Genomic DNA, 15663 nt, shown 5'->3' on the forward strand with positions numbered 1-15663 from the left:
CCTAGGCTTAAGGAGAATTAATGTCAATATATTTATGTGATTTTTATGAATTAAAACAGTTGGTTAACTAGAGCTTTAGAAATTTGTCTACGAGGTTCATCTATGAAAGTCTTTTAAAATCTGTCATCTGAAGGAAAAATCGTTGGTGAATGTTGATGTTAAGATTCAAACTTACGATCCTATTACTATATAAGTGCTCTGGATGAGTGAAAGACTTGAGGTATTCGCAGATACCAAAAGTGAGCCCCCCCCTTTCAGGGAGGGATTCCCTTCTAGATTCGATATCTTGGTATGTTAAATATCGCTTTATCGACAATCTCTAACATTTTGGGAGATTTAATACCCCACAGGTAGCTTTTATCGTTGTCATCGGTTTTATCTTCAAATTCAGACTCAGCTCCATCAATCTCAGGTGAATTGGGGTATTTAACTAAAATAGCTTCATCATCATCAAATGCCAGATCTACGGTTCCTATTGGAAACCCTGCACTAGTAAAATCAACGGTTATTTTTATTCCTAATGCTTCGTTATTAATCGTTACAGTTTGATCATCGTTGTACGTTAAAACGGATTCCTCCTCACCCTCCGTATCAGCCCCATATGTATATTCCGTTGCGAGTTTGATGATCTGTCCATGATCGTCATAAGTAAATAATGCAGTAGTTCTGCTGTCCTCAGCTTCATAATCAGAACCGATTGTTGACAGTTCAAAATTAACAGTTGATAGTTCTGTAAGAACACCATCAGTATAAGTGATAAAATTTGTTTTACGTTCCGTATCTAAAAGAACGTTCTCTTCATATTCGTTTTTATTATAGTCTGAGATTGTTAGGTAGCCGTCGTCATTATAATAGTTATCATCTCTCTCAATTGTCTGTGGACTATTTTCATCAAAATCTTCAAAATCCTCAAATTCGTACTTTTGATAGAGATGCATGCTGATATTGCCACTGTCGGCATATGCATAAGTGTTGATGTATTTATGATAAGTAAATTGGTAGCGATTGTCCCAAGATTCTTTAACATAACCAACGATTAAACCGTCCAGATCGTATTCCCAGGTTTTTTCAATTTTCACTTCAATGTCGTTTTCGGCTGTTTTTTCATAGAAATCAGTGAGCATCTCACCTGTAGAGTCGTCATAGGTATAGGTATGAGTTTTAAAGGTGTCATACGCACCATCATTATCAGTGTCTATTGATGTTGTTTTGGCAATTATTTGTTCTTGATCATTGTAGGTGAAATCAATCTGATAGAGATCTTCGTCACTTTCATCAACAATAGTCTGTATTTTTAAGCCATTAATGTAACTATGGGTGTAGTTGTCTACCACCGTTACCTCTCCATCAACGGTGATGGTGTGAGAGATCAGGTTTTCGTAGCTGTCATACTCGTAGGTTTCGATTGTGGTAGAGCTGGTGCCGTCAGATGCTGTTTCGATATGAGTATAACTGGTGACATCCTCGGCGCTATTGTAAGTGTAAGCATCGATTGTAACTCCATCGTTCACTTCGGTCCGCTTCAAAGGTAGACCTGAATCGGTGTAACTGTAATAGTATTCGCGTTGATAACTCGGGGTTGTAGCGAGGACACCTGTTTCTTCGTCAAATTCATCATACTCCTCATAAATCGATGAGGTGATAGCGCCAAAATCACTGCTTGAATCTGATACTTGAGCAATCTCATCGGACAAGGAAGTTTCTGATATTGATGGATCGTATGTGTTCCTTGTGATGGTGCGTGATCTCATGATAGGGTCGCCATCGTTATCATCATATTCGGTTTCTTCAATGGTCTCACCAACAACCTGCATCGCCGAATTGTATTCAAAACTTTGATCGTATCTGTATGTGAAGCCGTCTTCAGTTTTCACGGTTGATATACTATCGGCTCCATAGGGATATTGTGTGGCTGTCACTTCATGGTTTGAACTACTCCCACCACAGGCTGACAAGATCAGAGGTAGCAGAATGAGGATGGTAAGAAAATAGCAGTAGTGGCTGTAGCTTCTTTGTTTCATAGAATATTCTCCTTGTGTTGAAGTGGTTGGGTAAGTGGTCAGCTTATATCATTAATAAATGTTAAAAACAGAGAATAGTCCACTGCAATTGCTAAAGAGCCCCACCCTTCAAGGCAGGGCTCAATTTAAATAGCATTATGGCTCTTTAATTATCTTGAGATTTCTGTTGCGGGCAATAAATTCATATAATTTAGGGGATTGAACCCTCATTGAATAGGTTTTATCATTGATATCTGCTTCAGGCATATCTTCATTTATATCAGTTAAATTAGGGTATTTAATGACTAATGCATCATATAACCAGTCTGCTGTACCCGTCGGAATACCTTCACTGGTAAAATCAATAATCGTTGTTTGATACTCTTCTTCATTTCTTTGAAACAAGATTGTGACTGTTTGATTATCGTTGTAGGTCAATGATGATACCTCATAGAATTCGACATCATCAAATGCCACTTCCGAAGCTATTTGAACAAGACGCCCATCATCGTCATAGGCATAAAAAAAGCTATAAACGTTATACTCTTTGATTGCGGAAATACTCATTACATTTTCAGTAAGAATGCCATCCGTATAGGTCAAAGTATGATTTATTGACTCCAAAGACTCCAAATTGCCATCTGAATTCATTTCGGACGTCAATTTTGTAAGGTACCCCGCATCATTGTAGAGAAAGTCAGTGCTCTCAGCGAAACGGAGTTCTTCAAAAATGTCCCCATCAAGATCTGTATCAACACGCTCTTCATAGTTGTACATGGCGATATTGCCATTATCTGCATAGGCATAGTTGTAAATTTTTTCATCATGAGAAGTTAGAGTGCCAGTTTCTAGATCTAAGGAGAATGTTTCTGTGGTAAAGGTAATCATCAAACCCTGGTCGTTGTACACCCATTCTTGCTCCTCAACACCCAGAAAACCTTGGACGGTATGATCATCGGAATAATAAGCATCTGTAGATTTTGTTTTTAGAATTAATTGTTTTTTATCATTGTATCTGTACCCAAACTGTTCTATTTCTTCATTATTATTGTTAACTATGGTGGTAACGATCGTCTCTGTTACTAAGCCATTGTCGTCGTAAGTATGAGCATAGTTAATAGTCTTTCGATCCACTGTAGAGTCTCCCTCGAGCTTGGTATAACTGTATGATATTAAATTCCCATGGCTGTCATAACTGTAGGTTTTGGTTTTTGTATAATCATCAACCTTAGTCTCAGTATCACTGGTGATATTGTTGTCATCATCATAGGTGTAAGCATACATCTCAGTTGTTACACCGTTTTGAACAATGGTTTTATCCAACAATAAACCGAAATCCGCATAGTTATAATAGATTTCTTCTTTATCTGTCGGTGATGTTTTTAGCTCTCCAGTTGATTCGTCGAGGTCATATTGTTCACGAATATATGAGGTGACGGCACCGAAATCATTTGGTCCAGGAAATTCTCCTTCCGATATTGCTACTGCAATCGTTGGATCGTGTGTGTAGCTTTCGACGATTCGTGAATAAATAACGGGGACACTATCGGGGTTGTTATCGTAGTGGATTATTTCAAAAATTTGACCAACAACCTGCATCGCCGAATTGTATTCAAAGCTCTGCGTGTATGTGTCCCCATCCGCTGTTGTGGTGGAGATACTATCGGCCCCATAAGGATATTGTGAGGCTGTCACTTCATGGTTTGAACTACTCCCTCCACAGGCTGACAAGACCAGAGGTAGCAGAATGAGGATGGTAAGAAAATAGCAGTAGTGGCTGTAAACTTTTTGTTTCATTGAATATTCCCCTTGTGTTGAAGTGTTTGAGGGGGGGGGCATGTTTGTCTATAAACCGCAAGCGGTATAGGTTGAAAGCATGGCCTTGATGTTGTGACAATACCCCCTCAATGTTAGCAACAATTTATGATTTGGTAAGATTAATGTCAATAAATTTATATCGTTATTATGAATTGATGCTATTGATTTAGATAAACACTTTGATTGCAACGATAAAGTTTGTTTGGGGATAGATGTATTGAATAAGAGAAAGATCAGCAGCCCTAGATGAAAAACATCAAGGGCATATGGCTATCAGCAAGAGAAACCTAGCATCAGGTATGAACGCAATTGGTGGCTGAGGACTTCATGGTCAATAGTGTGAGCATAGACACCGGAGAAATAGGCTTTAGATTCCCCTTTTGATTCGATTCTTATGGATTCAATCTCTGCTTGTAAATACCAATGATGATAAAATGAATAACGCAGGTTCAGGCGGGCCATCAGTGCATTACCGTTCCAGCCATGATCGGCATTGTCCATTTCTTTGAGATATTCTGCAATGCCAAGTACAGCAGCTGGATCATTGATTCATCATTGGGGAACGAGCCCCGATTCTTCGTCACCTTTCGCAGCGATATATTGACCGACTCAATAGCGTTGGTGGTGTAGATCGCTTTGCGAATATCTGGTGGATAGGAAAACAGTGGCGTTATCCGTTCCCAGTTGTTCCGCCAAGACTTACTGATGGTCGGTTGACTTCCGTTCCACTTTTCCTCAAACACTTCGGGATTATATACACAAGCGACAAAAATATCTTTCACACCACGGTTCTTCAGCTCAGTCACAACCTGATGCCAGAACTTGGCTCCTTCGGTCTCAGCGGTCCATATCCCGAGAACTTCTTTAAGCCCGTCCATGTTGACACCAACCGCCTTATTGTTCGAGGGAGCGTTCTTCTCATAGCCAAGATGATCGGTTATCTCGGCCTGCATGGCTCGCTCCAGCAGTTGCTTGGTCAGTTGTTTCAGCAGCCCGGTTTCCCCGATGAGATCTTCAGGATTCTTGTAATCCTTCATCAGGGTATCGAGCAAATCTTTGGGTATGGTCATCAGTGCCTCCAGTGGTTACAGTTTGTAACCGACTGAGACCATTTACACAAAGTTTTTTACACCCTCTCGGACGAAAGTTTACCAGAACTGTTCATCTTTTACAGAACTTTTTAAAAGAACCTTTTAAGCATCAAAAAGAGGGAGGTTGGATGTCAAGATTTACAAAGCTATTTGAATGTCTCGTTATTGCAAACAAAAAACCCCTCCAATACTGGAGGGGTTTTTTACCGCATTCGTTTTAAAATCGCTACTTAATCATCCATCATTTCCGTATAAATGAAACTAAACATTTTTGGGATTTTAAAAGTTAATGGATAGCTCTTATCATTTGAGTCAGCACTGCTAACCCCATTATAATAAGAATCAAGTTCTGGGGAATTTGGATAACGGATGACAAATGTATCAATTATTAAGTCTGTGGTCCCTGTAGGCATCCCTTCCGTTGTGAAATCAACAATCTTTGTCTGTTGTGAGTCTTCATCATTCTCAGATAAAAGGGTAACCGTCTGGTCATCGTTGTAAGTTAAGGTGATCGTTTCAGTAGCTGTATAATCTCCATCGACGACATTGTTTTCATAGAGGCTAAGTTGTCCATCATCGTTAAGGGTTAAATTGGTGTTAGAGTTATAATTTGGGCTCCCATCTTCAGAACGAACTGTTTCTATCTGTGTTAATATTCCATCTGTATAGGTGAGCGTTTTTGTAGACGTATCGGTGTTAGTAATTACGCCATCGTCATAATACACTGTTGTTTCGATGAGGGATACCAGGTACCCATCTGTATTATAATAGTACTCATGAGTCCTTCCCGAATTAATACCCTCAAAATCACCATCGAGATTAGAATCTAATAGATTTGAATAGCTATTCATGGCGATATTGCCATTTTCTGTATATTGATAGCTGTAGCTGTCTTTATTATGTCCAGACATTATTTTTTCGACAGGATCTAAATAGTAAATTTCTTCTTCAGAAGAAGCGGTCATCACCCCCTGCTCATTGTATTCCCAGACATCGTTGAGGTGACGCAGATAGTTAATGACATGATTACCACTGCTGTCGTACGAAAATTCTTCTGAATCCGTGAGGAGACGACCAGCACTGTCATAGGTATAGGTATTGGTTCTGAATGTATCATACTCATCATCGTCAGAATAATTGTTCCATGATTCTGTTTTTGAAGTTAACTGTTCTTGGGTATTGTAAGTGTAATTGAATTGATAAGTGTGTTCATTACTTTCACCCACGTTCTCAGTAACGATCGTCTGCATCAGAAGGTCACCGGTGTAGCTGTTTTCGTAGCTGGTGATGTGTTCCTCTGCGGCTTCATCGGTACCATCTCCATCGGAATCGCCTTCTCTTGTATAAGTTGATAAAATAAGATTGCCATGACTGTCATATTCATTTGTTGTAATGCCGGAAAAAGTGGTACCGGCCGATGCAGGGTTAATCAGAGTATAGCTATTGCGGGTGAGCTTTTCGTCATTATTGTAAGTGTAGGTGTAGGTTCGGCTGGTAATCTCATCGCCATTATGTACAACTTCGGTCCGTTCTAACAACACACCAGAAGCTGTATAGCTGTAATAATTTTCTGTTTGATCTGATGGGGTTGTCTCGAGAACACCTGTATCTGCATCGATTTCATAATAAGAATAAATATCTGAGGTAATTGCGCCAAAAATAGAGTTAGTGAGGGCAACTTGAGCAACCGGCATCAGATTAGTTTGTATACTCGATGCTGTAATGGATGGATCATAGGTGTAACTTTGAACGTAGCGCTGATCAATGACAGGATCGCCATCATTGTCATCATAGTAAGTATTTTCTTTTGTATAAGCAACAACTTGCATTGCTTCATTGTACCCGAAGGATTCATTGACCGTGTCATTAGTATCTGAGTGCGTAGTTGAAATTCCATCAGCACCATAAGGGTATGCTAATGCTGTCACTTCATGGTTTGAACTACTGTCACTGCAGGCTGATAAACCCATGGTGAGTGCTGTTAATATGAGTATTACCAGAAAATCTCGAGCGCGAATGTATTTCATTGAAAACCCTCCCTGTAACTTACGTTGTTTATGTGGACAGTCATTTTTTTCAATGACCTGCAAAATAAAAACAATTAATTGTAAATATTCAAATATAACCCACTAAGTTTCCTGAGATTATTCTCATGATTAGCCTGTGTCAATATATTTATTGTTTTTGTGGTATTTTTCTAGAAATATTATATTTAAATATGTGGATATAAGATTATTGATGACAGTCACTAAAGAATAAAAACAGGTATGACTTTAAGTCGTTATTCGAAAGATATATGACTTCGACAGGACGCCTCTGGAGAAATCCAGAAGCGCAAACAAATCAGAAAGAGTAACCCAACATCAGGTATGAACGCAATTGGTGGCTGAGGACTTCATGGTCAATAGTGTGATCATAGACACCGGAAAAATAGGCTTTAGATTCCCCTTTTGATTCGATTCTTATGGATTCAATCTCTGCTTGTAAATACCAATGATGATAAAATGAATAACGCAGGTTCAGACGGGCCATCAGTGCATTACCGTTCCAGCCATGATCGGCAATATTTACTTTACTTCTCAATAGGTGTTGGTCTTCATCCTGAAATGCCATATAGGGTGCATAAGCAACGTTCAATTCCAGTGCGAATTTATCTTGCACTGCTAACTCCATCCCCAACTCCAAATAAGGGATCTGATATTCAGCCTCATAAGTCATGACCAGGCCATCAACGTAAGAATGTGGCTTTGCTGGTGAAGAAGGATATGATTGCTCAAGGTCATAAACATCAAAATCATATTTCTGGTATTTATAACCGATGCCAACATGGTACAAAAATTTAAGTCCAGGGTTCAATTTCTCCACAGATAAAGCAGTCTGTCCATAGTAACCCTGATAGAATTGGTAAGTTAATTTCCCCTCCACGGCGACCATACTCATGTCGCTGTTACTCTCGGAATAGATATCCAGGGAGTTGCTCGGAGAATAATCCCATACGCCCCAGTCTGAATCTTCCATCTGACCGTCCCCATCAGTCAGGTTGGTTTCAACATGAAACATTGCCCCCCATTTTTCAAACAAATTCAGACCAAGCTGCCCTTTGATAACATAGGCATCAAGTGGAAAACGGAGTTCACTGACGGGAAAATGGAGCTCATCGGTACTACCATCGGCACCAATGTAATCACCACCGATTTGATATTGCGTGGTTCCTGACAAATAGCCACCGCCGAGTGAGACATCCACCGCCGCCCAAACGGAAGCTGCACCAAAAACAACCAAACTACAGACAACAACAAATAGATATATCGGGCGCATGACTCTCCCCTTGCTGGGATAACGAATATTTTGAAAGACATAAATTGATAGCAAACGTAAAGAAAATTCTTTACCTAAACTAGAATCGCTATGGTTACAATAAGAGGATACGTTAATGCAACATGAAACTTCACTCAAGTTTCAGTTTAATCGGAAAAATCCAGAGTTAGTGTTTTTGTCCAATAATGAGGAAATGTTTTTTCATCTCGTCGAAGATTTTAATGTCGAGAAAGCCAGCTGTCGTGAGCTGTTGTTCAATATCTTGAGGATGACATCTGATCGTGACCGGTGGGCCATGTGGCATCTCTTCCTTTTTCCAGTCGATGATAAATATCTCACCGCCTGGTTTTAAGAGTCGGTAAGCCTCCTTAATAACCAAGCCTTGATCTTCCAACTCGTGGTGGAGGTTGATCATTAAGACCAGATGAGCGATTTCATCAGCCAAGGGCACAGCAGATTCATCACTTTGTACCGGAATGATATGTGGATGGTTTGGACTTATATTTTCTTTCATCCAGGCGATCATTGTTGCCGACACATCACACGCATAGGTCGTTGAGGCATGTAGCTGCTGATGAAAGGCAACGCTGAAAAAAGCGGTCCCCGCACCGATCTCTACCAACACCTCCGGTTGTTGTTGTGTGAGTTGACCGCAGACATATTCGGGAGGAATATCCAGTAAACGGAGGGGATCATTGAGTTTCAGTAATTTTTTTGGGTTAAATTTTTTATTATCCATGTTTTGATCCTAACGATAAGCGACAGGTTGCGCAATAACTATGGGTCGATGTGGTGACCCGCTCCCGATTTTGTGCTGCGAGGTCTGTGAAGCAGGGTCAATGCCTATGCACTATCTGCCGTTAACGCAGCTGAAATTCTTTGCCATTGAGCAAAAGCTGGTGATCCGTTATTTCAGCTTTATGTACCAACTTCCCGCCAACCTCTTCGAATAATCCCGTTTGCATTCCAGGAAAGATTGGCGACAGCAGGTTATCCTGATTGGGGATTAAGCCAACGGGCAGCGACATATTCGAGGCGAAAGAAAACACTTCAACCAGTTTTTTCGGCTGTTGCGATAGAGAAATAAAACTGACCATTGTCATGTCTTGCTTCAGGCCGATGGATAGATCCCCGACAACGACACCTTGTGGTAAGACCAGATGTAAATTGCTGATCTCAATCTGCAAATCTTTTTTCAGCAATTTTTCAGCTTCAGCAACTAAGCGTATCCCGGCCAAAGCCATCTCTTTCTCCATCATCTCTTTGGCCCGCTCAGGATCATTTTGAGTTGTTGCAACGTTTGCCAGTAGATCATTGATTAAGTTGGTATAGACAGCGTAGACAGCTTCAAATCCTGCAACGTCAAGTTGATTAATTCCGAAGCTGATGCGGACGTCATCAACCTTGTTATCATCGGCAACAATTTGCGCAACGCTGTACTTTGCTTGCATGGAGAGTTTATTGTTGGCCTCGTCAAAGTCGAAGGTTGATTCTCCTTTGAGTGATGAGATCGCCACCGCATCGCGATCTTCGATATTGATCTGCTCAATGGAGACAGATGAGGTGCCATCAACAATAAGACGAGAGATCAACTTGATATTCGAATGCAACTCAATTCCCTTGATTTCAAATGCTCCCGGGACAGAGATCCCTGCAAAGGTCGCATCGGTCCGGATGTTTGCAAGGGATCGATCCGCTCTGATCACCAGTTCCCCAGGGTTGACAATCATAGAGTTGTTTTCATCGTCATGTAATTCAAGCTGTTCTAGAGCAATAGTGGTCGTTAATCCTCTGAAAAGGCCATAACGACTCGAAATAGACAATGGATCCTCGCCATTGAGATTTTCGCGAATAAAATCGCTGTAACCGCTATTCCGGTTCAAGTGGGTTGTGGACGTGATCCCAAAGACGCCATGTTGTGCTTTTTCGACGAGAACAATCGGGCCGACATCATCAAGGGTTTGCAAATAAGGGACGGTCATCGTCCACTCAATTTCCGAAGAGCCATAACTGCGATGATAATTTGTGATTTCGATATCGGGATAAAAAGAGTGCTCGGCATAGAGTTCATTGTATTTTTCGACCTGACTACGCAAGATATTTTCCAAGATCAGGCCGTTAACAAAAGGTGCTGAGATCGCGCAAATCACAATAATAATGAATAGTCCCAGTAGAGCTTTTTTCATCGTTCTCCCGTTCGCAGTATAGGATTGAAATTAATGTTGAAAATAGCGGCCTAATTTAGCATAGATATTTGCAGATGACTGATTATATTCCGCCATGAATATTCAGCAACTCAAATAGACCTGGCCCGAAACAGCCACGCAGCAAGTGGCAGGGTGATTGCTGCCATCAGCAGTAGCGGCCAGAGATGTGGCCAGACCATGGCTAGATCTGCCCCTTGAAGGAAAATGGAACGCAGGGCGATGATGATATAGCGAACCGGATTGAGCATGTTGGCTTGCTGTAGCCAATGAGGCATGTTTTCAATCGGAGTGGCAAAGCCTGAAAGAATAACGGCGGGCATAATAAAGATAAAGGCTCCGAGCAACCCCTGCTGCATGGTCATTGACAGAGATGAAATCAACAAACCAATGCCGACCTGGGTCATGATAAAGCAGAGTAACGCAACAACCAGAGCAACGACCGTTCCCCGAAAAGGGACATGAAACCATAAAACCGCAGCTGCTGAAAAAATCAGCGCGTTTAGGAGGCCAAAGGTCATCCCCGGCAACGACTTGCCGAGTAAAATTTCAGCGGGAGTAAAAGGAGCCACCAGCAGTTGATCAAAAGTCCCGAATTCTCGTTCACGGGCGACAGACAAGCTGGTCAGGATCATGACCACCACCATGCTGATAATTCCTCCCAGAGCAGAAACGATAAACCAGCGGCTCTGTAGATTACCGTTAAACCAGGCTCTGTCGACCAACTGTAATTTGGGACTGCCGCTTGTTGCAAGTCCCTGTTGCACCAGGTCCTGATTGAACTGTTGAACGATTGTATTGACATAACCCAGCGCGATCAAAGCCACATTGGGATTACGCCCGTCCGCAATCACCTGAATTGATGTCGTTTCTGCTTGACGCAAACGCTCCTCAAAGTCAGCACCTATATGAATCACCAGACGTGCCTTTTCACTGTCAATAAACGCGGCGATCTGATCCTGACTGACGAGATCACCCGTTAAACGAAATATCCCGGTTCCATCAATTCCGTTCAGCAATTGTCGGGACAGAGTCGATCGCGATTCATCGAGAATTGCATAGCGAACATTCTCAAGGTCATAGGTCGCAGCATAGCCGAAGACAATAAATTGAATCAGCGGCGGACCGATAACAATAAAACGGCTCTTCTTATCTTTTAAAATAAGGAGAAATTCTTTGACCACCAGAGCTAATATACGCCTTAGTATCAACATTAGCCCTCCAGTCGTTTGGTGATTTTTTTATAGGCCACAGCGATAAAAATGAGAGACATGGCAGCGAGAACCAAGCCGTTAGGCAATAAGACCGACCAGATATCACCGGCCATGAACAGGGTGTGACTAATAGAAATAAAATAGTGTGCGGGAACCAGAAGACTGATGATTTGAATGGCTTGCGGCGTGGATTCCAGATCAAAAATCAGACCTGTGAGAAAGACAGCTGGGAGAAAACCGGTGATGATAGAGATTTGTGCTGCGACAAACTGATTCCTTATGGTCGCTGAGAGGAGCAGACCAAATCCTAACGACGCCAGCATAAAAAGAGAGCTGAGCAGAAACAGAACGGTTATCGACCCGCGAAAAGGGACCTTAAAAACCACAATTGCAAACCCCACAGAAAGACCCATACCGCCCATTCCGAGGATATAATATGGGATGATTTTTCCCAAAAGGATATCGATCCTCCGCAGAGGCGTCACCAGCATCGCCTCCATCGTCCCCCTTTCCCATTCTCTGGCGATGACCAGAGAGGTGAGCAGAATCCCGGTAAGCGTCATAATCAGAGTGATGAGCCCCGGAACCATGAAATTCCGACTCTCCACCGCCTCATTAAACCAGACTCTTTGGTTAATCGTGACGGCTGAACTGGCGGTGTCATCACCTCGGCTAATGCGGATTGAAGACCATTCACCCAAGATCGCTTGAGCATAGCCTTGGATCACTCTGGTGCGATTGGCATCGACGCCATTAATAATCAGCTGTACTGGAGCCGTGTTGCCACTTTGTAATTTTTCAGTAAAATTATCTTGAATATGGATGATTCCATCTACTTTGCTCTCAGCTAACAACTGTTCTCCCTGTGCGGTTGTTAAGACCGGGACAACCGTAAAGTTTTCAGATAATTCGAAGCGTTTTATCAAATCGGTCGACTGGGTTGAATGATCGTCAGCCACAACGGCAATAGGGACGTCATTGGCATCAAGTGTCACCCCGTATCCAAAGATAAACAGCAGGACAATCGGCATAACCAGCGCCAGAGCGATACTGCTGGGATCACGCAAGATCTGAAATGATTCTTTAAGTAGAATTCCGCGCATACGCAGGATAAAGAGGCCGAATTTCATCATCGTGCACCTCCGAACTGGCGTTGGTTTTGCGCCATTGAACTCGTGCTAATAGTTCCTTCAGCAAGGGCGATAAAGGCATCATCCATGGTCGGTTGCGGGTTCTCTGCTGTGCAAGCCAAAGTTCTGATATCCGTCGGTGTGCCGATGGCCAGGGTTTCCCCTTGGCTCATGATCAACATCCGATCACAATATTCAGCCTCCTCCATAAAATGGGTGGTGACGACGACCGTGACTCCCTGTTCGGCAAAGCTGTTAATCCTTAACCAGAATTCCCGGCGGGCAAACAGATCAACCCCGGAGGTAGGTTCATCAAGGAAGAGGATCTCCGGTTCATGCAGCAAGGCGGCAGCCATAGCCAACCGCTGTTTATAGCCACCAGGAAGCATTCCAGCCGCTTTATTCTGCCATTCTTCCAATCCAAACTCAGCATAAGCCCACTCGATGCGCTGGTGCAGATGTTTTGCTGATAAACCATAGGCCTTACCGAAAAACCTCAGGTTCTCACGCACACTCAGTTGACCGTAAAGGGAGAATTGCTGGGCCATATACCCAAGCCTAGAGCGAGCGCGCGCACGCGAACGGTGAAGATTGTAACCGGCAACACTAATATCACCGGAACTTGCTGGCAACAGGCCGCAAAGCATCCGGAAGGTGGTACTCTTCCCTGCCCCGTTCGGGCCGAGCAGACCAAATATTTCACCACGGCGAACCGAAAAGTTGAGATTATTGACGGCGGCGAAATGACCAAAGTTTTTTTGGAGTTTGCGGATGTCAATCACCACTTCACTTTCAGTCCCACTGGCTTGACGGTTTTCCGGTTTTATTCCATCGGGCTGAAAATCATGAGCCGCCGCGGGGATCATGGCGGTGAAAGCATCTTCAAAGCTAGGCTCAACCGGTTGAACTTGCAAACGATCGTCCTCAAACAAAACAGCAGCATTCTGGTTGGAAGTCTTGAGCACGATCCTGACTTTTCCGGCACGAATGGTCGTATCGACGACATTTTGGTGAGTCGCAAGTCGGGTGTATATTTGTCGTACTTTATCGTCAGCTGTTGGGGACACCGTATAGACACGGTCATGCATGCGCTTGATAAAATCCTGAGGCGTTCCCTCAGCCAGAATTTCTCCTTGGTGCAGAGCGATGACATGATCGCAACGCTCCGCTTCATCCATATAAGCGGTTGAGACAATAACGCCAATACCCTCTTTTTTTACCAGCTCATAGACAATCTTCCATAATTCTCTGCGCGAAACCGGGTCAACACCTACAGTTGGCTCATCAAGTAACAACAGCGCTGGTGACTTGATCAAAGCGCACGCCAATCCCAGTTTTTGTTTCATCCCCCCGGACAATGCTCCCGCCCTGCGTTTGGTATATTTTTGCAGGTCTGTCATCGTCAGCAAACGTGCGTATTTTTCCGCCCTCTCCTTCGGAGGAACGCCTTGCAGATCTGCGTAAAGCGCCATGTTTTCAACAACTGTCAGGTCCTGATAGAGGCCAAATTTTTGCGGCATATAGCCGATAAGGCTTTGAATTTCAAGGGTGTCGGCTACGGAATCGAGACCGAGGACCTTTACTGAACCGGAACTTGGAAGCAGCAGTCCAGTTGCAATCCGAATCAATGTAGTCTTGCCCGCACCATCAACGCCGACGAGACCGGTCACCTGACCTCTGAGCGCCTGAAGGGATATCCCATGTAAGGCATGGGTGGTAGTTTTATCTTTGCCGACGAAATATTTGTGTAGGTCACATATGTCCAATATCACATTTTGAGGAGGAGAATATTCCTCAGTGGAATGCTTGGAATTTATCATAATAAACCTTAAGCACCCTGCTTTACGGCTGGGTGTTCTGTCTCTCTCTCTTCAGTGTCGATAATCACTGACACTGGCATTCCAAGACGCAGTCGATCTTCTGGATCTGCGACAAAAACTCTGACCGCGTAAACCAGCTTGGTTCTAAGCTCCTCAGTTTGCACGGTTCGTGGGGTGAACTCTGCAACCGGTGAAATAAATCCGACCCAACCATCAACAGGTTGTCCGGCTAAAGAATCACTCAACACCTGTGCTTTCAATCCCAATCGGATACGACCCAAATCCTGTTCGGTCACATAGGCACGAACCCACTTTGGATCGGTCAGAGCCATAACCATGACCGGTCTTTGCGGACCTGCAATTTCTCCTGGTTCTAAGATTCGACTTTGGATAATCCCCTTTGTCGGAGCCGTCAGGGTCATATCGGTGAGACGAATATTGAGTTGATCCAGTTTGGCCTGTAAAGCTTCGAGTTGCCGCTCTGCCATTGTAATCTCTTCTTTTCGTGGCCCTTCGATCATCAAGCTTAAAGCCTGCTGTTTTATTTTCAACTGTGCCTTTTCCACCTGCAGAAGCGATTGTGCATCGTCACTGGTCTGCACCGAGGTCGCACCGCTCTCGACTGTCTGGTCAAGCCTGCTTAACAGTCGTTCTCGATTAGCAACCTGTGTCTGTGCCGCTTCAACTTCAGCGCGAGCCTGATCAATTTCTTGAGGACGACTGCCAGCCTGTAGACGTTTGACCCGTTCAGTTTGAGCGCCGATATTGGCTGTGACTTCAGCAATTGTCGCTTTCAGTTTGTCAGAGTTTAAACGCGCAAGGACCTGTCCCTGCGATACCCGCGCACCTTCTTCGACCAACACTTCGGTAATCCGCTCTTGCTCGTTAAAAGCAAGGCTGAGATCACGGATATCGATTGTTCCGTAGATCTTAAAAACACTGTTGGCATTATGGTTTTCCCGCTGTTGGTACCAACCGTTAGCATAGATTCCAACGCTGACGAGTACGACCAAAATCAGCACCGTAATCATTGGTTTTTTCATTGCTGCGTGCCCCTTCATTCTATGT

General features: G+C 43.3%; 11 protein-coding genes and 1 pseudogene. All 12 read right to left on the bottom strand.

All coding sequences use genetic code 11. The features are described from left to right. Positions 1-272 precede the first annotated feature (272 nt). The 12 genes and pseudogenes from BLU87_RS11295 to BLU87_RS11350 all read right to left on the bottom strand — a co-directional run bounded on the left by BLU87_RS11295 (position 273) and on the right by BLU87_RS11350 (position 15638). Positions 273-2021, bottom strand: a complete 1749-nt coding sequence (locus BLU87_RS11295) for a hypothetical protein (protein ID WP_092348376.1) — start codon at positions 2019-2021, stop codon at positions 273-275. A 135-nt stretch (positions 2022-2156) separates the two neighbouring features. After that, entirely contained in the window at positions 2157-3797 is a 1641-nt protein-coding gene (locus BLU87_RS11300) for a hypothetical protein (RefSeq protein WP_092348379.1), read from the bottom strand. 294 nt (positions 3798-4091) lie between these two features. Next, positions 4092-4319, bottom strand: a complete 228-nt coding sequence (locus BLU87_RS11305) for a hypothetical protein (protein WP_139167549.1) — start codon at positions 4317-4319, stop codon at positions 4092-4094. Next, positions 4280-4711, bottom strand: a pseudogene (locus tag BLU87_RS11310) (transposase); the annotation flags it as partial. The pseudogene BLU87_RS11310 and the gene BLU87_RS11305, both read right to left, overlap by 40 nt. A gap of 428 nt (positions 4712-5139) precedes the next feature. Further along, positions 5140-6936, bottom strand: a complete 1797-nt coding sequence (locus tag BLU87_RS11315; RefSeq protein ID WP_092348385.1) for a hypothetical protein — start codon at positions 6934-6936, stop codon at positions 5140-5142. 316 nt (positions 6937-7252) lie between these two features. Further along, entirely contained in the window at positions 7253-8227 is a 975-nt protein-coding gene (locus BLU87_RS11320; protein ID WP_092348388.1) for an omptin family outer membrane protease, read from the bottom strand. A 166-nt stretch (positions 8228-8393) separates the two neighbouring features. Then, positions 8394-8966, bottom strand: coding sequence for a class I SAM-dependent methyltransferase (locus tag BLU87_RS11325; RefSeq protein WP_092348390.1), 573 nt, complete (start codon positions 8964-8966; stop codon positions 8394-8396). A 121-nt stretch (positions 8967-9087) separates the two neighbouring features. Next, on the bottom strand, positions 9088-10413 hold the full coding sequence (locus tag BLU87_RS11330) for a DUF945 family protein (protein ID WP_092348392.1): 1326 nt from the start codon (positions 10411-10413) through the stop codon (positions 9088-9090). Between the two features lie 110 nt (positions 10414-10523). Further along, positions 10524-11645: an ABC transporter permease gene (locus tag BLU87_RS11335; protein ID WP_175498365.1), complete on the bottom strand. Its 1122-nt coding sequence runs from the start codon at positions 11643-11645 to the stop codon at positions 10524-10526. Then, positions 11645-12778, bottom strand: coding sequence for an ABC transporter permease (locus BLU87_RS11340; RefSeq protein WP_217637500.1), 1134 nt, complete (start codon positions 12776-12778; stop codon positions 11645-11647). Before BLU87_RS11340 ends, BLU87_RS11335 begins: the two co-directional genes overlap by 1 nt. Then, positions 12775-14595, bottom strand: coding sequence for an ATP-binding cassette domain-containing protein (locus BLU87_RS11345; RefSeq protein ID WP_092348394.1), 1821 nt, complete (start codon positions 14593-14595; stop codon positions 12775-12777). Before BLU87_RS11345 ends, BLU87_RS11340 begins: the two co-directional genes overlap by 4 nt. Positions 14596-14603: 8 nt before the next feature. Further along, positions 14604-15638, bottom strand: coding sequence for an HlyD family secretion protein (locus tag BLU87_RS11350; protein WP_092348396.1), 1035 nt, complete (start codon positions 15636-15638; stop codon positions 14604-14606). Positions 15639-15663 lie beyond the last annotated feature (25 nt).

This window comes from Desulfuromusa kysingii (assembly GCF_900107645.1).
In the GTDB taxonomy this organism is placed as follows: Bacteria; Desulfobacterota; Desulfuromonadia; order Desulfuromonadales; family Geopsychrobacteraceae; genus Desulfuromusa; species Desulfuromusa kysingii.